The sequence below is a fragment of the Tessaracoccus zhenghani genome, assembly GCF_054552775.1.
In genome coordinates, this window is the sequence record NZ_CM137275.1 from 2,045,730 (window position 1) to 2,061,896 (window position 16,167).

Consider the following 16,167-nt stretch of genomic DNA (forward strand, 5'->3'; position numbering starts at 1 on the left):
GAGGCTCAAGCGGTGGCGCTGCCCTGCGCCATCTCAAGCATCTCGGCCGCGGACAGGGTCACGATCAGCCGTGCCGATTCCCGGGCGGCGTCCTCGTCGCCCGCGATGATCGCGGCTCCCAGCCTGTGGTGCCATTCCAGCGCCTGCGGGTCCACCCGTTGGGGCATCAGCCCCTGCAGGTAGCGGGCCTCAAGCATGCCCTCCACCAGCCGGTGGAGCGCCCCGAACATCGAGTTGTGGCCCATCTCCAGCACCATGGTGTGGAACCGCTTGTCCTGCCGGTGGAACTCCGGGATGTCGTCGTCGCGGCTGGCGGTGAGCAGCAACTCCAGGCACTCGGCGAGCTCGGCCCGGTCAGTGTCGGTGACCCGTTGCGCCGCCAACGCGGCGGCCGCCGGCTCGATCGCCGAGCGCAGCTCACTCAGTTCGATGATCTGCCTGGCGCGGTCCGGCGACATCAGCCGCCACCGGATGACGTCGCCGTTGACGAGTTCCCATTCCGTCATGGGCTGGACGACGGTGCCGACGCGGCGGCGGGACGCGACGAGGCCGAGCGACGCCAACACCCCCACCGCCTCGCGCATCACCGAGCGCGAGACGCCGCGCTGCACCGCCAGTTCGGTCATGTGGAGCGTCGTCCCGGCGGGGAGTTCCCCGGCACAGATCTGCGTCCCCAGGTCCTCCACGACGGAGAAGCGCAGGTTCGACACCGCGCCCGGCTCCGGCCGGTAGGGAGGCACGAGACCCCTGCGGGCACTCACGGAGAGGGTGGGGACGTCCATAGATAACATTCTGGCTCATTTTTCCCGGAAGCCCTTGCATATGTCTGACTTATTGGCCAATGTAAGGCAGGAGGGGCAACGCAGCCCACCCCCAGGTCTAGGGGACACGTCGAAGGAGACGAGATCATATGAAGCGTCGCACTGTCCTTATCAGCGTCCCGATCGGTGCCGCCGCCGTTGCGGCGCTGAGCGCCTGTGGCGGGGACGACACCGAATCCGGCGAAACGTCCACCGAACTGCAGGTCACCCTGTCCAACCACCCGTGGAGCGACGCCATCAAGGAGTTGTTCCCGGAGTTCGAGGAAGAGACCGGCCTCACGGTCAAGCTGACACAGCTCGGCGAGGACCAGCTCTCAGACCAGTACAACGTCAAGCTCAACTCGGGCACCGAGGACCTCGACGTCCTCATGTACCGCCCGCTGCAGGAAGGCAAGCTGTTCGCCCAGAACGGCTGGCTCATGGACCTCACGGAGAAGGTGGAGGGCAGCGCGGACTACGACTGGGCCGACTACCAGCCGGGCCCCGTCGCAGCCAGCTCGTTCGAGGGCAAGGTGGTGGGCGTGCCGCTCACCACCGAGCGTGAGTGCCTCTACTACCGCAAGGACATCCTCGAGGAGATCGGTGCGGCTGCCCCGCCGGACACGCTCGACGAGTTGTTCGAGCTCGCCCAGAAGGCCAAGAGCGGCGACAGGGCAGGCTTCGTGGCCCGCACCGGCCGCAGCGCCGCCGTCACCCAGTTCTCCAGCTACCTCTACAGCTACGGCGGCGACTTCCACAACGAGGAGGGCACGCAGGCCACCATCGACACGGCCGAGGCCAAGGCCGCCTACGACATGTACTCCAAGCTCATCCGCGAGACAGGGCCCGCCAACGTCTCGACCGACATGAGCTGGCCGGAGGCCATGGCGATCTTCACGCAGGGCAACGCCGCCTTCTACACCGAAGCCGACGTGCTCTACACCAACGCCACGGACGCCTCGAAGTCCGCGGTGTCCGACAAGGTGGGCTTCGCGCCGTTCCCTGCGGGGCCAGCCGGTCGCAAGCCGTTCAACATCCCGTCGTGGGGCCTGGCCATCAACGAGAAGTCCAAGAACAAGGACAACGCGTGGAAGTTCATCGAGTGGGCCACCTCGAAGGCCAAGACGCTCGAGAACCAGAAGAACGGTCTCATGAGCGCCCGAAACTCCGCCTGGGATGACCCGGAGGGTATCGCCGGCTTCCCGGAGGACCTCGCCGCCTCGATCAGCGAGAACGCCAAGGAGGGCGTCGGCCATGACCGCCCGCTGGTCATCCAGGTCGCCAAGGCCCGCGAGATGGTGGGCCAGCCCATCGTCGACGGGATCACCGGTAAGGACCTGGAGGCGTCGATCACCAAGGCCCAGGAGGACTTCCAGAAGTTCCTGGACGACGAGAACGCCTGACCCTGACCCTGTCCTGAGTGTGGAGGGCCGCCCCTGCGGTCCTCCACACGGCTCGTCCTGAATCGAGGCATCCATGACACACGCTGCTGCCGACACCGGCTACCGCGCCGCGATGAAGCCGACCTCCCCGGCCTACAGATGGGCCAACAAGCACCGCAAGTGGCTGTTCGCCGCCCCCGCGATGGTGTTCGTGGCCGCCATGATCATCTTCCCCCTGGCCTGGACGGCGTACCTGAGCCTCACCAACGCCAGCGGCTCCGTGCAGGCCAGCCGCGACTTCATCGGCGTGCGGAACTTCACCGAGATGCTCACCGACACGGACAGGTTCTGGCCAGCCGTGTGGCGCACCGTGCTGTTCACTGCGGTGGTGCTGATCGTCGAGGTGGTCCTCGGCATGATCATCGCGCTCCTGCTGCGCCGCCCCTTCCGCGGCGAGCGCTGGGTGCGGGTGGCGATCCTGCTGCCGCTCGTGGCGACCCCCGTCGCCGTCGGCATGATGTGGCGTCTCATCTTCGACCCGAACATCGGCGTGGTCAACACCATGTTGGGCTGGGTAGGCATCCCGCCGCAGCCCTGGCTCGCGGGCGAGTCGACAGCCCTGTGGACCACGATGTTCATCGACATCTGGCAGTGGACGCCCATGGTGGCGCTGATCCTGCTGGCCGGGTTGTCGTCGCTCTCCGACGAGCCGGACGAGGCGGCGCAGATCGACGGGGCCAGCGCCTGGCAGCGGTTCTGGCACATCACCCTGCCGCTGATGCGCTCGACGGTGATCGTCGCCATCCTGCTGCGCGGCATCGACGCGCTGAAGACCTTCGACATCCTCTACGCGACGAAGGGCCGGGGCGGCGGTTCGTTCAACGAGGTGGAGACCCTCAACGTCTACGCCTACGGCCTCAGCTTCGACTACAACGAGTACGGCCTCGCGTCGGCAGTCCTGATCTTCTTCTTCCTGCTGATCGTGATCCTGATGTTCTTCCTCTCCCGCGGTAACAAGAAGGTGACCTCATGACCTCTCGTGGCTACAAGATCTTCAGGGTCGTCGCCCTGGTCCTCATCATCTTCTTCCTGCTGGCCCCCCTCGCCTGGATGGTCATGGCGTCGTTCAAGACGACCGTCCAGATCTTCGACACGGCCAACATCTTCAACTTCGCCCCCACGCTGGAGAACTACGAGCGGGTCTTCGCGCAGGCCAACTATGGCGAGTTCATCTGGAACAGCTTCGTGGTGGCGGCCGTGTCGACGCTCCTGTCGCTGATCATCGGCATCCCGGCCGCCTACGCGATGAGCCGGTTCACCATGAACAAGTCGTCCATCGTGGTGCTGATGGCCCGGATCATCCCGGGCGTCTCGCTTCTGGTGCCGTGGTACTACGTGTTCAGCATCATGGGGCTGGTGGGCGGCTACTCGGTGCTGATCCTGTCGCACATGTTCGTCTCGCTGCCGTTGATCGTCTACATCATGATGGGCTTCTTCGACGGCCTCCCCACGGAGATCGAGGAGTCCGGCGAGGTGGACGGCCTGACCCCCATCGGCGCCTTCTGGCACCTGACGCTCCCGCTCTCGACCCCCGGCATCGCGACGGCGGCGATCCTGTCGTTCATCTTCAGCTGGAACAACTTCATGTTCGCCCTGGTGCTGTCCGACACCGACACCAAGACGCTGCCCGTGGCCATCTTCGACTTCATCGGCTACGCCAGCATCGACTGGGGCGGCCTGATGGCGGCCACCACCGTCGTCACCGTGCCCATCATGGTGGGCTCGCTCTTCGTCCAGAAATACATCGTCAGCGGCCTCACCGCCGGCGCGACGAAGGGCTGACGATGGCGGACGTGATCGAGCGGATCGAGACGTTCCTCGTGGCGCCGCGCTGGCTCTTCGTCCGGGTCGAAACCCGCGACGGGGTCGTCGGCTGGGGCGAGGCCACCTGCGAGGGCCGCTCGGAGACGGTCCGCACCGCAGTGGAGCAGTTGGCCGAGATCGCCGTCGGTTGGGACCCGGGCCGCATCGAGGACCTGTGGCAGCGGCTCACGAACGGCTCGTTCTACCGCGGCGGGCCCATCCTGGCCAGCGCAGTCTCGGGGATCGACCAGGCGTTGTGGGACATCCTCGGCAAGCGGCTGGGGGCACCCGTGCACCAGTTACTCGGCGGGGCGGTCCGCGAGCGGGTCCGGGTGTACGGCTGGATCGGTGGAGACCAGCCGGACGCCGTGCGTGATTCGGCGGAACGCGCCAGGGCCAACGGCCTCACCGCGGTGAAGATGAACGCCACTCCGGCCTTCGGCAAGCTCGCCACCCGCGCGGAGATGCTGGCCGCGGTGGAGCGGGCCGAGGTGGTGCGCGAGGTGATGGGGGACGACGGCGACCTGGCCATCGACTTCCACGGCCGGGTGTCGTTCCCCGCCGCCCGCCGCCTGATCCACCTGCTCGAGGACGTCGGCCCGATGTTCATCGAGGAGCCGGTGGTGCCGGAGAACTCGCACCTGTTCGCGGATCTCGTCTCGCACACCACCCTGCCCATCGCCACCGGCGAGCGGCTCTACAGCCGGCAGGAGTTCCTCCCCGTGCTGAGGGCCGGCATCGCGGTGGTCCAACCGGACCTCTCGCACGCGGGTGGCATCACCGAGACCCGGAAAATCGCCTCGCTCGCCGAGGCACACGGCGCCCTGCTGGCGCCCCACTGCCCGCTGGGGCCCATCGCCCTGGCCGCCTGCCTGCAGGTGGGTTTCGCCACCAGCAACCACATCATCCAGGAGCAGAGCCTCGACATCCACTACAACGTGGGCGCGGATCTGCTCGACATGCTGCTGGACCCGAGCCCCCTCACCAGCACCGACGGCCACATCGCCCTGTGGAACGCGCCGGGCCTGGGCATCGACTTGGACGAGGCGGCCATCCGGCGCGCGGATCAGGAGCCGCACGCCTGGCGCGGCCCCATCTGGAACCATCCCGACGGTTCGTTCGCGGAGTGGTGAGCCGCATGGATCAGGAGCGCTTCCTCGCAGAACTGAAGCAGAGCGGCCTGTGCGCCATCATCCGCTGCCGGGAGGCCGGCTTCGCGGAACCGATCGCCCGCCGGCTCATCGAGGCCGGCGTGCGCATGCTGGAGGTCACACTCACCACGCCGGACGCCGAGGAGACCATCCGGGCGCTTGCCGCCGAGGCGCCGGCCGAGGTCTGGGTGGGCGCCGGCACCGTCATCAGCGCTGAGGATGGGGAGCGGGCCCGAGCGTCCGGTTCGCGGTTCATCGTCACCCCGGGGCTCTGCCCGGCCATCGAGGCCGCCGCCTCCACCGGGCTCCCCAGCCTGGGCGGGGCCTGGACGGCCAGCGAGGTGATGGAGGCCCACCGCCGGGGCGCGACAGCGGTGAAGATCTTCCCCGCCAGTTCGGGCGGCCCAGCGCACCTGAAGGCGCTGCGGGACCCGCTCCCCCACATCCCGCTCGTGGCCGTCGGTGGCGTGGGGCTCGACGACATCGCGCCTTACCGCGCGGTCGGGGCGATCGGCTTCGGCATCGGCGGGCCCCTCATCGGCGACGCCGCCCGGGGCGGCTCGCTGGACGCGCTGGGCGAGCGCGCCGAGGAGTTCGTGAGGGCCTGCCGCTCATGACCGACGTCTGGACCTTCGGCGAGACGATGGTCAGCCTCCGCACGACCGCGGTGCTCAGCCCCGGCGTCACCTGGAGCACCCATGTGGCCGGCGCCGAATCCACCGTCGCGATCGGGCTGGCGCGCCTCGGGCACTCGGTCACCTGGTGCAGCCGGCTGGGCGACGACGCGTTCGGCCACCTGGTGACGCGGGAACTGCGGGCCGAGGGGGTCGCCGTCGACTGCGCGCTGGATCCGGAGCGGCCCACCGGTTTCATGTTCCTGCGGCCCACCGCGTTCGCCGCCGAGGTCGCCTATCACCGGGCCGGCTCCGCGGCGTCTGCGCTGGGCGTCGAGGTGGTCGATTCGCTGGTGGCGACAGCGCCCCGCGTCGTGGTGCTGTCGGGGATCACTCCGGCCCTGGGCCCGGGCCCGGCGGAGGCGACAGCGAGGGCCGTGGAATCTGCCCACGCGCTGGGCGCGACGGTGGTCCTCGACGTCAATCACCGCTCCAGGCTGTGGTCGCGCGACGCCGCGGCCCGGTTCCTCCGGCGGATCATCCCCGGGGTGGACCTGGTGGTCGGCTCGCCCGAGGAGTTGGAGCTTCTGGCTTCGACACCGCAGCGGTTGCTGGAGCTGGGGCCGTCGCAGGTGGTCGTGAAACTCGGCGCCCAGGGGGCACGCCTGCACACAGACGGCTCGGTCGTCGACGGCCCGACGACGCCCGTACCGGTGCTTGATCCCGTGGGTGCCGGCGACGCGTTCACCGCGGGTTACGTCTCGGCGCTGCTCGAGGGCGCTGGGTCAGCGGCCCGGCTGCGCCGCGGCAACGTCATGGGCGCGGCCGCCGTCCGCCATCGCGGTGACTACGAGGGCCTGCCCCTGAGGGACGAGCTGCTCGCATGGGAACGCGAGGGCGGAGCGGACGTGCTGCGCTGAGGGCGAACCCTCCGGTCAGAGGCCCTGGGCCAGGCGGTAGTAGGCCTGGTTCCAGCGGACCAGCTGCTGGAACTCCGGCAGCGTCGTGGCGTCGTCGATCACCAGGAGCTCCACCTGGGCCATGTCCGCGAAGTCGCGGAACGCCTCAATGCCCACGGCCGTCGACATCACGGTGTGGTGCGCGGCGCCGGCGGTGAGCCACGCGGCGGCGCTGGTCCTGAAGTCCGGCTGCGGCTTCCAGACGGCGCGGCCCACCGGCAGCTTGGGCAGCGCGGCGCGGGGCTCGACGTTCTCGACGACGTTGGCGGTGAGGCGGAAGCGGTCGCGCATGTCGCTCAACGCGACGACCACGGCGGGCCCCGGGTCTGCCGTGAAGACCAGGCGCACCGGGTCCTCCTTGCCGCCGATGCCGAGCGGATGGATCTCCAGGGTGGGCTTCGCGGTGGTCAGCGACGGCGACACCTCCAGCATGTGCGCCCCGAGGATGAGTTCGTCACCCGGCGTCATGTCGTAGGTGTAGTCCTCCATCAGGCTCGCCCCGCCGGGCAGGCCGGCGCCCATGACGTTGGCGATCCGCACCAGGATGGCGGTCTTCCAGTCGCCCTCGGCACCGAAGCCGTAGCCCTCGGCCATGAGGCGCTGCACCGCCAGCCCCGGCAGCTGCTTGAGGGCTCCGAGGTCTTCGAAGCTGGTGGTGAAGGCGCCGAAGCCGCCCTCCTCGAGGAAGGAACGCAGCCCGAGTTCGATCGCCGCGCCGTCGCGGAGCGACTGGTGCCGCTCCCCTCCCTTACGCAGTTCCGGAGCGACCTCGTACAGCTCCTCGTACTCGGCGACCAGCGCATCGACGGCATCCTCGGACACCGCGGCCACGGCGTCGGCCAGTTCATTGACGCCCCAGGTGTTCACCTGGACGCCGAAGCGCAGCTCGGCCTCGGTCTTGTCACCCTCGGTGACGGCGACGAAGCGCATGTTGTCGCCGAAGCGGGCGAGCTTCAGGCTGCGGGAGGCGGCGAGGCCGGCGGCCGCGCGCTGCCAGGTGCCCAGCTCGCGCTGGACCTGCGGGTCGGAGGCGTGCCCGACGATCGTCTTGCGCGGCACGCCCAGCCGGGTCTGGATGTAGCCGAACTCACGGTCGCCGTGCGCGGCCTGGTTGAGGTTCATGAAGTCGAAGTCGATGTCCGCCCAGGGCAGCTCGACGTTGGCCTGGGTGTGGAGGTGGGCCAGCGGCTTCTGCAGCGCGTCGAGGCCGGCGATCCACATCTTCGCGGGGCTGAACGTGTGCATCCAGGCGATCAGGCCGATCACCCGGTCGTCGGCGTTCGCCTCGAGAGCGACGCGCTTGATCGCGGCGGAGTCCGTGAGCACGGGCTTCCAGACGATCGAGACCGGAACGTCCCCCGCCTCGTCGAGTACCCGGGCGATCTCCTTGGACTGCTCCGCCACCTGGGCGAGCGTTTCGGGCCCGTACAGGTGCTGGCTTCCGGTGAGGAACCAGACCTCGTAGCCGTCGAGGGAAGTGGTGAGCTTGGGCATGCGGATGGACCTTTCGGTGGCTGAGGGCTGCGTCGGTGCGCGGTGGTGGGGTGGGGTGTCAGCGGCGAGCGTCGGTGCTCTGGCCGTAGACGTTCTGGTAGCGGTCGAAGAGGCTGTCGATCGCCTCCTGCGGGATGGGGACGAGCGGTCCGGCCTCGCGCGCGTAGTGCACGGTGCGGGCGACGTCCTCCACCATGATCGCGGCCTTGACGGCGTCCTTCGCGTCCACGCCGATGGTGAAGGGGCCGTGGTTCTGCATGAGCACGGCGCGGCTGCGGTGGCCCCGGAGGGTCTCAACGATGCCGCGGCCGATGGAGTCGTCGCCGATGATGGCGAACGGGCCCACGGGGATGGGGCCGCCGAACTCGTCCGCCATGGCCGTGATGACGCAGGGGATCTCCTCGCCGCGCGCCGCCCAGGCGACGGCGAACGTGGAGTGGGTGTGCACGACGCCGCCGACGTCGGGCATGTTGCGGTAGACGTAGGCGTGCGCCGCGGTGTCGCTCGACGGCGAGCGCTCGCTGCCCTCGGAGCCGGCGATGACGTTGCCGTCCAGATCACACAGGATCATGTTCTGAGGGGTCAGGTCGTCGTAGCTGACGCCGGACGGCTTGATGACGAACAGGTCCGCCCCGGGCACCCGGCCGGAGACGTTGCCGCCCGTCCAGACGATCAGGTTGTAGCGCACGAGTTCGCCGTGCAGCCGGGCGACATCAGCCCGGACGCTGCTGATGGCGGCTTGGACCTCGGCGGAGAAGGGTGTGCTCACGGGTGACCTCCCAGAGTCGACTGTGACCGGTCACACAAGCGTATCCCCAACAGCGCCGTAGGTCAAGGACCCAGGCGGTCAGCGATGGGGCGGGCGACCGACGCGCGCGGGATCAACACCGGCGCGACGGGTTCCAGTGCGGGCGCCGCCGCATCCGGACCCGCGATGAAGGCTTCAACGGCCCGGCGGCCGAGTTCCTCGAAGTCCTGGCGCACCGTGGTGAGCTGCGGCCAGTAGTACGCCGCGTCGGGGATGTCGTCGAAGCCGACGACGCTGATGTCGCCCGGCACGGTGACCCCCGCCTCGTGCAGCCCGCCGATGAGACCGAGCGCCATCTGGTCGTTGGCGGTGAAGACGCCGGTGGCACCGGATTCGAGCACCGCCGCGGCCGCCTCGTAGCCGGAGCGCGCCGTCCAGTCGCCCAGGTGGAGGACGACGCCGTCGAGGCCCCGGGCCTGCGTCTCTGCGGTGAAGCCGGCGGCCCGAGCCTCGGCCTCCAGCCAACTCGCCGGCCCGGCGAGGTGGGCGATGCGCACGTGCCCGGCATCCGCCAGCGCGTCCACCGCCAGGCGGGCGCCCTCGGCCTGGTCCACGGAGAGCCAGGGCGCGCCGTGCCCGGCCGAGTGCAGGGTGAGGACACGAACGCCCGTCGCCAGCGCGTCGATGGTGCGCAGCGTCTGTTCGTGGGGGGCCACGACGACGATGCCCTCCACCCCCTGAGCCACGAGGTGCTCGATGGCGGCGGCCACGGCGGTGTCGTCGTCGGCCTGCGCGAACGCGGCGCTGATCCAGTAGCCCGCCACCCGCGCCGACGCCTCGATGGCGGCGACCGAGCGGGAGGGGCCGTACAGCAGCGCGTCGGAGGCGAGGATCCCGAGCGTGCGGGAGCGGCGCGTGCCCAGGGCGCGGGCGGCGTTGTTCATCCGGTAGCCGAGCTCCTCCATCGCCCGGACGACGCGGGCCTTGGTGGCCTCCGCGACGTCGGGGTTGTTGTTGAGGACCCTCGACACCGTCTGACGCGACACGCCCGCGAGGGTGGCGACGTCGCGTACGCCGACCACCCGCTTGCCCCCGGGAGTCACTTCGCCCAGCCGTGGGTGATCAGTTGACGCCGATGAGGTCGCAGACGAAGATCAGCGTCTCGCCCGGGGCGATGACGCCACCTGCGCCACGCTCGCCGTAGGCCAGGTGCGACGGGATGACCAGCTGACGGCGGCCGCCGACCTTCATGCCCTGGATGCCCTTGTCCCAGCCCTGGATGACCTGGCCGATCCCGAGCCGGAACGAGAGCGGCTCGCCGCGGTTCCAGGAGGAGTCGAACTCCTCGCCGGAGCTGAAGGCGACACCCACGTAGTGCACGTGCGCGACGTCGCCGGCCGCGGCCACCGCGCCGTCGCCCTCCACGATGTCCGTGATGTCCAGATCTGCCGGGGGCTCGCCACCGGGGAAGTCGATCTCGGGCTTCTCATTCATGTTTGCCATGGTGTCGACCCTACAAGCTCGACGGCCTGCTGCGTGGGCTGCGGCGGTGGACGAACGCCGCGAGGCCCAGGACGACGAGCGCGCCGAGGACCCACCAGAAGTAGGCGCCGCCCACCACCTGCTGGAAGGGCGTCCAGTTGGGGTTCTGCTCGGGCGGGTGCGGGAAGTCCCAGTGGGGTGAGTGGCGGAAGACCCAGAGCCCGGCGGCCCCGGTCAGGGCCGTCAGCCAGGCCGCCCACACCGGGCCGAGCCGCCACGCCCATGCCGTGACGACGACCAGGGCGGGGGCCGCCCAGACGAAGTGGTGGCTCCACGACACCGGGGAGGCCACCAGCGCATAGAGCCCCAGCACGACGGCGGGGGTCACGTCGTCGCCCTGCGCGAAGAGGACACGGACGAGCGCCAGGCAGGCCAGGCCGATCAGCACGCAGGCCACGAACCAGATCCAGGTGGCGGCGTCCCCGCTGAGCGCGCGGTGCACCATGCCGTTGAGGGACTGGTTGGCCGGGTAGGCCGGCTCGCCGATGCGCTCGGAATCCGGCAGCACCCGCGTCCAGTAGGCGATGGAATCGCGCGGCCGCAGCGCAAACCCGATCCCCGTGTACAGCAGCGCGGAACCCACCCCGACGATGAGCGGGCGCCAGTCCCGCCGCATCAGGAACCAGGCGAGGAACACCACCGGCGTCAGCTTCACCGCGAACGCGAGCCCCACCAGCGAGCCCTGCCACCACCTGCCCCTCCCGGCCAGCAGGTCGACCATCACCAGCGCCATCAGGACGGCGTTGATCTGGCCGAACTCGACCGTCTCGGCCAGCGGGTCGAGGTGCAGCGCGAGGCAGCCCAGCGCGACGGTGAGCCACAGCGCGTCGCGTCGGTTGCTGCCCAGTTCGCGCACCACCAGGTACAACACGCCGAGCATCGCCGCCACCGTCAGCGCGGACAGCGTCACCGAGCCCACCCGCCAGGAGACGAACGTGAAGGCGGAGAAGATCGCCGCCGCGATCGGCGGGTAGGTGAACGGGAGGTTCGCACCGATGATCGTGTCCGGCATGCGGCCGTAGAGGTCGCCGCCGTCGCGGAACACCTGGCCGCCGATGCGGTAGACGTCGAAGTCGATGCGGTACGGGATGAAGTCCTCGCCCGGGAAGCCGTAGAGCCAGCTGTAGGTGAGGTAGCCCAGCCACCCCAGCGCCAGTAGGCGCAGCACCCAGGAATGCAGATAGGTGTCGACGGCTCGTAGGACAAGGGTACGGACGTCGGGCATGGAGAGATCCTACGGTGGCACGGTCTGCGGGCCGACTTGGGTAGCCTGTGGTTCGTGAGCATCGAGTGTCGTCCCATCCCGGCCGAGGAGCACCTCGCCTTCATCGAGGCGCGCGGTTCCGCGTCGTTCCTCCAGACCCCGGCGTGGGGGAAGGTGAAGCCGGAGTGGCGCTCCGAGTCCGTCGGGTTCTTCGCCGACGGCGAGCTGACGGGAGTTGGCCTCATCCTCTACCGGCAGCTGCCGAAGGTGAAGCGCTACCTCGCCTACCTCCCCGAGGGGCCCGTCCTCGACTGGGCCCGCCCGGACGTCGACGAGCACATGGACGCCCTGGTCAGGCACGCGAAGCAGCGCAAGGCGTTCGCGGTGCGGATCGGGCCGTGGCTCACGCACCGGCGCTGGGTGGCGCAGACCATCAAGGACGCCGTCGCAGACGACAACGTCACGCTCCTCTCCCAGCAGGAGCCGGACGAGACCAGCCTGGTGGGCACCCGGGTGCGCAACGCCCTGCTGCACGCCGGCTGGGTCACCGACGAGAAGGGCGAGGGCTTCGCGGCCGGGCAGCCCACGTTCAACTTCCACCTCCCGCTGCGCCACGGGGACGGCACGCAGAAGAGCGACGACGAGCTGCTGAAGGGCATGAACCAGCAGTGGCGCCGCAACATCAAGAAGGCCGACAAGGAGGGCGTCACCGTCCGCACCGGCACCCGTGCTGACCTGGCGGCGTTCCACCGGATCTACCTCGAGACGGCGCAGCGCGACGGCTTCACCGGCCGCGGCCTCTCCTACTTCGAGGTGATGTGGGACGCGCTCAACGCGGAGGCCCCTGAGCGCATGAAGGTCTACCTGGCAGAGCACGACGGCGACCTCGTCGCCGCCACCACCATGGTCACCGTCGGCGAGCACGCCTGGTACTCCTACGGCGCCTCCACCACCGCCAAGCGTGAGGTGCGCGGCTCCAACGCCGTCCAGTGGCAGATGATCCGCGACGCGAACGCCGCGGGCTGCGCCGTCTATGACATGCGCGGCATCGTCGAGGGCGTGGGCGCGGACCATCCCGAGATCGGCCTGATCCAGTTCAAGGTGGGCACCGGCGGCGAGGCCGTGGCGTACCTGGGCGAATGGGACTACGCCATCAACAAGCCCATCCACTGGGCGTTCAACCAGTACCTCAAGAGGCGATGACATGACGCTGACGCTGAACATCGACGCGCACCGCTGGCGCGCACACCTCGACGGCTTCCAGCGGCAGGTGGGCGGGCTCGTCCCCGTGGCGAAGGGCAACGGCTACGGTTTCGGCCTCGGCACGCTGGCCGCGGAGGCCAAACGGCTGGGCACGCAGACGCTTGCCGTCGGCATCGCCCAGGAGGTCGCAGCCGTGCGGGCGGGCGGCTGGGACGACGACATCGTGGTGCTCAACCCCTGGCGTCCCTTCGACGCGGCGGCCACCGCCCTGTTGAACGACCCGAAGGTCATCACCACCGTCTCGCGCGCCGAGGATCTCCGCGCGCTGACCCAGTCGCATCCGAAGGCCAGGGTCATCGTCGAGATCGAGACCGCGATGCACCGCCACGGGCTGGATCCGCGCCAACTGACAGCAGACGCGTTCGGCGACCTCTGGTTCGAGGGCTGGGCCGTCCACCTCCCGGCCGACGGCTCGCTCGCGGAGGCGAACCGCCTCGCGCAGACGAGTCTGGCCACCCGCACCGGCCCCGTGTGGCTGTCGCACCTCAGCGTCGACAACTACCGCACCTTCGCGGCGAGCGTGAGCGTGCCCACCTATCTGCGCGTCGGCACCCGCCTCTGGCTCGGCGACACGCAGGCCTACCGGACCACCGCCACCGTGCTCGACGTGCACCGCATCAAGAAGGGGCAGGTGCTGGGCTACCACGGAGTGCCCGCGCCGAAGGACGGGTGGATCGTCATCGTCTCCGGCGGCACCGCCCACGGCGTGGCCATGGCGGCTCCCGTGCCCCAGCGCTCCTTGAAGCAGCGCGGCGTGACGCTCGCTCAGGGCCTGCTGGACGCCGTCGGTCGCACGCTGTCGCCGTATGAGATCGGCGGGAAGAAGCGGAGTTTCGCCGAACCCCCGCACATGCACTCGTCGATGGTCTTCGTGCCCGGCGAGTACCCGCTCACGAAGGTCGGCGACGAGGTGCCGGTCACCACGCGCATGACGACGGCGACCCCGGACGAGATCTTCTGGACCTGAGCGGTTGGCCCGGTCATTTGTGAAGATGGATCATGGCTGACAACAAGCGCAGGATTCTCATCACCGGTGCCACCGGCGGGATCGGGCTGCTCCTCGAGGAGCGCCTCATGCCGGATTACGACGTCGTCTCCCACGGCCGCACCCCCGCCAACGACGAGCAGGCCAAGCGCCTCCGCACGGCGGACCTCGAGAACTACGACGAGGTGCGCGCGCTCATGGACGGGGTCGAGGTGGTCCTCCACCTCGCCGGTCAGGCCTCCCCCGAGGCCGAGTGGGACGAGGTGGTGGGCCCCAACATCATCGGTTTCCGCAACGTCCTGGAGGCGGCCCGCGACGCGGGCGTGCGCCGGTTCGTGTTCGCCTCGTCCAACCACGCGATGGGCATGTACGACCGCGACGAGGACTGGCCGGTCTACCCCCACCACCTCCCGCGGCCTGATTCGCTGTACGGCGTGTCCAAGGTCTTCGGCGAGGCGCTGGGCCGGTACTACCACGACAAGTACGGCATCGAGTTCATCTCGCTGCGCATCGGCTGGTCCACGGAGGACCCGCTGGCGGCAGAGGAGGAACTGCTCCACGCCATGTGGCTGAGCAGCGACGACACTGAGCGGGTGTTCCGGCGCGCCATCGAGGCGGAGAACGTCGGCTACGGCCTCTACTACGCCATCTCGGACAACCCGAACCGCCGCTGGGACCTCACCAACACCATGCTGGAGCTGGGCTACCGGCCCGAGGATTCCGTCGCGAACCTGAAGAAGGAGGATGTGGTGGAGGGCGGACGGGAGTCGCCGGACAACTGGCCCGAGGGGAGCTGAGGCTCAGACCGTCGCGGCGGCGGTGGGGCGCTCGAAGCCGGCGAGGTAGTCCTTCTCGTCGGGGAGCACCGGGTCGCGGAGCGGATCGCGGGAAGGGCGCACGATGTCGGCAACCACCTCGGCCAAGATCCACACCTCCACCGCGACGTGCAGGAGGATGGCCGCCCAGTAGAGCATGAACGGGCCGTTCTGGTTGGTGGTCAGCCACCCGCCGAGCCACCCCCAGATGGCGATGTAGTAGGCCACCTGGGTGATGGACAGGGCGATCAGTTCAGGCTTGTACGGGCGGGCCAGCACGAGCGCCAGCAGCAGCCAGAGGGCGGACTGCGGCGGGAACGCGGGGCCCATCAGCAGCGTGGCGAAGACCACCACCGCCACCATCGAACCCACCCGCGGCCGCTTCCGAGCCACGTACAGGTAGGCGATGAAGGCGCCCAGCGCCAGAAGCAGCACCACGAAGAGCAGCGGCCCGGACTCCCGCAGCTGCAGGCCGAACATCAGCTCGAGGACGTACCAGAGCGAGCCGTAGCTGGTGCCCTTGTTGATCTCGCCGTGGTAGTACAGGTAGACGCGGTCGAAGTTCTGGAGCAGCAGCGGCAGGTGCACGGCGAAGAACGTGACCAGGGCCGGCGCGATGAACGCGGTGGCCCTGCGCCAGCCTCCCCGAAGGCCCAGGCTGACGAGTACCGCCAGGATCACGCCGATCGGCATCGTGCCGGCTGAGGCGGCCAGGCCGAGCACGATGCCCGCCTCCAGCAGCCGCCCGCGGGCCACCTGCACCAGGCCGAGCGCGGTGAACGCCACCGGGACCAGGTCCCAGTTGACGAGCCCCACGGCCAGCACCACCGGCGAGGCGGCCACGATCAGGGCGTCCCAGGACGGGCGTCCGGGCCGGCGACGACCCAGCCAGGCGACACACGCCACCAGGATCAGGAAACAGACGAAGAGCCCCAGCACCGTCAGGCCGAAGAAGACGACGCTGGAGTCCACCTCGTCGGCGAGGCTGGCGCTGCGGCGGATGGGCGCATCGAACAGCACCGTCGCCGTCTTGCGCGTGACCAGGATGGCTGCGGCGATCAGCGGCGCGAACAGCATCGTCGCGCTGCCCAGTGGCGAGTTGCCCCGCCCGAAGCCCTGCCCCAGCCACGACGACTGGATGTCGGTGTAACAGAGCACCTTGTACATGTCGATCTGCTGGTGCGCCGTGGTCTGGACGCACGGCACGTGACGCACGAACAGCACCAGGAACACGGCCGTTGCCAGCAGGAAGGCCCACGGCAACGGGTTGAACCAGATACCCCGCGGGTTGGCATGACGGCCCATGGGGCCCCCGAGGCCGGGCAGCAGCGCGTTCTTCACGCGCTC

The 16,167-nt window shown here is 69.5% G+C and carries 16 protein-coding genes; 9 read left to right on the plus strand and 7 right to left on the minus strand.

Annotated elements, in window-relative coordinates:
• Positions 1-5: 5 nt before the first annotated feature.
• Positions 6-782, minus strand: a complete 777-nt coding sequence (locus tag ACX1DX_RS09715) for a FadR/GntR family transcriptional regulator (RefSeq protein ID WP_459396441.1) — start codon at positions 780-782, stop codon at positions 6-8.
• A gap of 128 nt (positions 783-910) precedes the next feature.
• Here ACX1DX_RS09715 and ACX1DX_RS09720 point away from each other — a divergent pair, with 128 nt between their 5' ends.
• The 6 genes from ACX1DX_RS09720 to ACX1DX_RS09745 all read left to right on the plus strand — a co-directional run bounded on the left by ACX1DX_RS09720 (position 911) and on the right by ACX1DX_RS09745 (position 6,730).
• A complete protein-coding gene (locus ACX1DX_RS09720) occupies positions 911-2,203 on the plus strand; it encodes an ABC transporter substrate-binding protein (RefSeq protein WP_459396442.1) in 1,293 nt (430 codons plus the stop codon).
• Between the two features lie 73 nt (positions 2,204-2,276).
• Complete coding sequence (locus tag ACX1DX_RS09725) at positions 2,277-3,215, plus strand: carbohydrate ABC transporter permease (protein ID WP_459396443.1); 939 nt, start codon at positions 2,277-2,279, stop codon at positions 3,213-3,215.
• Entirely contained in the window at positions 3,212-4,024 is an 813-nt protein-coding gene (locus tag ACX1DX_RS09730) for a carbohydrate ABC transporter permease (RefSeq protein ID WP_459396444.1), read from the plus strand. The genes ACX1DX_RS09725 and ACX1DX_RS09730 overlap by 4 nt, the downstream gene beginning before the upstream one ends.
• A gap of 2 nt (positions 4,025-4,026) precedes the next feature.
• The gene (gene dgoD, locus ACX1DX_RS09735) at positions 4,027-5,178 is read left to right on the plus strand and encodes a galactonate dehydratase (protein ID WP_459396445.1); all 1,152 of its coding nucleotides are present in this window, start codon (positions 4,027-4,029) and stop codon (positions 5,176-5,178) included.
• Positions 5,179-5,183: 5 nt separating this feature from the next.
• The gene (locus ACX1DX_RS09740; protein WP_459396446.1) at positions 5,184-5,813 is read left to right on the plus strand and encodes a bifunctional 4-hydroxy-2-oxoglutarate aldolase/2-dehydro-3-deoxy-phosphogluconate aldolase; all 630 of its coding nucleotides are present in this window, start codon (positions 5,184-5,186) and stop codon (positions 5,811-5,813) included.
• Entirely contained in the window at positions 5,810-6,730 is a 921-nt protein-coding gene (locus ACX1DX_RS09745) for a sugar kinase (RefSeq protein WP_459396447.1), read from the plus strand. Before ACX1DX_RS09740 ends, ACX1DX_RS09745 begins: the two co-directional genes overlap by 4 nt.
• 15 nt (positions 6,731-6,745) lie before the next feature.
• Here ACX1DX_RS09745 and araA read toward each other — a convergent pair whose 3' ends face one another.
• The 5 genes from araA to ACX1DX_RS09770 all read right to left on the minus strand — a co-directional run bounded on the left by araA (position 6,746) and on the right by ACX1DX_RS09770 (position 11,778).
• Positions 6,746-8,263, minus strand: coding sequence for an L-arabinose isomerase (araA, locus tag ACX1DX_RS09750; protein ID WP_459396448.1), 1,518 nt, complete (start codon positions 8,261-8,263; stop codon positions 6,746-6,748).
• A 58-nt stretch (positions 8,264-8,321) separates the two neighbouring features.
• Positions 8,322-9,032 carry an L-ribulose-5-phosphate 4-epimerase gene (locus ACX1DX_RS09755; RefSeq protein WP_459396449.1) on the minus strand — a complete coding sequence of 237 codons (711 nt, stop codon included), beginning with the start codon at positions 9,030-9,032 and terminating at the stop codon, positions 8,322-8,324.
• Positions 9,033-9,094: 62 nt separating this feature from the next.
• Positions 9,095-10,114, minus strand: coding sequence for a LacI family DNA-binding transcriptional regulator (locus tag ACX1DX_RS09760; protein ID WP_459396450.1), 1,020 nt, complete (start codon positions 10,112-10,114; stop codon positions 9,095-9,097).
• A 19-nt stretch (positions 10,115-10,133) separates the two neighbouring features.
• Positions 10,134-10,505 (minus strand): FKBP-type peptidyl-prolyl cis-trans isomerase, encoded by a 372-nt coding sequence (locus ACX1DX_RS09765; RefSeq protein ID WP_459398204.1) that lies wholly within the window; start codon positions 10,503-10,505, stop codon positions 10,134-10,136.
• Positions 10,506-10,524: 19 nt separating this feature from the next.
• Positions 10,525-11,778, minus strand: a complete 1,254-nt coding sequence (locus tag ACX1DX_RS09770) for a glycosyltransferase 87 family protein (protein ID WP_459396451.1) — start codon at positions 11,776-11,778, stop codon at positions 10,525-10,527.
• A 54-nt stretch (positions 11,779-11,832) separates the two neighbouring features.
• On the opposite strand from ACX1DX_RS09770, the gene ACX1DX_RS09775 reads away from it, so the two are divergent.
• Genes ACX1DX_RS09775 through ACX1DX_RS09785 form a run of 3 tightly spaced genes read left to right on the plus strand, consistent with a single transcriptional unit; the run spans position 11,833 to position 14,802 of the window.
• On the plus strand, positions 11,833-12,960 hold the full coding sequence (locus ACX1DX_RS09775; RefSeq protein WP_459396452.1) for a lipid II:glycine glycyltransferase FemX: 1,128 nt from the start codon (positions 11,833-11,835) through the stop codon (positions 12,958-12,960).
• 1 nt (position 12,961) lies between these two features.
• Complete coding sequence (locus tag ACX1DX_RS09780) at positions 12,962-13,987, plus strand: alanine racemase (protein WP_459396453.1); 1,026 nt, start codon at positions 12,962-12,964, stop codon at positions 13,985-13,987.
• 32 nt (positions 13,988-14,019) lie between these two features.
• Positions 14,020-14,802, plus strand: coding sequence for an NAD-dependent epimerase/dehydratase family protein (locus ACX1DX_RS09785; protein ID WP_459396454.1), 783 nt, complete (start codon positions 14,020-14,022; stop codon positions 14,800-14,802).
• A gap of 3 nt (positions 14,803-14,805) precedes the next feature.
• On the opposite strand, the gene ACX1DX_RS09790 is transcribed toward ACX1DX_RS09785, so the two are convergent.
• The gene (locus tag ACX1DX_RS09790; RefSeq protein WP_459396455.1) at positions 14,806-16,161 is read right to left on the minus strand and encodes a glycosyltransferase 87 family protein; all 1,356 of its coding nucleotides are present in this window, start codon (positions 16,159-16,161) and stop codon (positions 14,806-14,808) included.
• Positions 16,162-16,167 lie beyond the last annotated feature (6 nt).

Coding starts and splice junctions, on each gene's coding strand:
- ACX1DX_RS09715 (WP_459396441.1), bottom strand. CDS start 782: ATGGACGTCCCCACCCTCTCCGTGAGTGCCCGCAGGGGTCTCGTGCCT.
- ACX1DX_RS09720 (WP_459396442.1), top strand. CDS start 911: ATGAAGCGTCGCACTGTCCTTATCAGCGTCCCGATCGGTGCCGCCGCC.
- ACX1DX_RS09725 (WP_459396443.1), top strand. CDS start 2,277: ATGACACACGCTGCTGCCGACACCGGCTACCGCGCCGCGATGAAGCCG.
- ACX1DX_RS09730 (WP_459396444.1), top strand. CDS start 3,212: ATGACCTCTCGTGGCTACAAGATCTTCAGGGTCGTCGCCCTGGTCCTC.
- dgoD (WP_459396445.1), top strand. CDS start 4,027: ATGGCGGACGTGATCGAGCGGATCGAGACGTTCCTCGTGGCGCCGCGC.
- ACX1DX_RS09740 (WP_459396446.1), top strand. CDS start 5,184: ATGGATCAGGAGCGCTTCCTCGCAGAACTGAAGCAGAGCGGCCTGTGC.
- ACX1DX_RS09745 (WP_459396447.1), top strand. CDS start 5,810: ATGACCGACGTCTGGACCTTCGGCGAGACGATGGTCAGCCTCCGCACG.
- araA (WP_459396448.1), bottom strand. CDS start 8,263: ATGCCCAAGCTCACCACTTCCCTCGACGGCTACGAGGTCTGGTTCCTC.
- ACX1DX_RS09765 (WP_459398204.1), bottom strand. CDS start 10,505: ATGAATGAGAAGCCCGAGATCGACTTCCCCGGTGGCGAGCCCCCGGCA.
- ACX1DX_RS09770 (WP_459396451.1), bottom strand. CDS start 11,778: ATGCCCGACGTCCGTACCCTTGTCCTACGAGCCGTCGACACCTATCTG.
- ACX1DX_RS09780 (WP_459396453.1), top strand. CDS start 12,962: ATGACGCTGACGCTGAACATCGACGCGCACCGCTGGCGCGCACACCTC.
- ACX1DX_RS09785 (WP_459396454.1), top strand. CDS start 14,020: ATGGCTGACAACAAGCGCAGGATTCTCATCACCGGTGCCACCGGCGGG.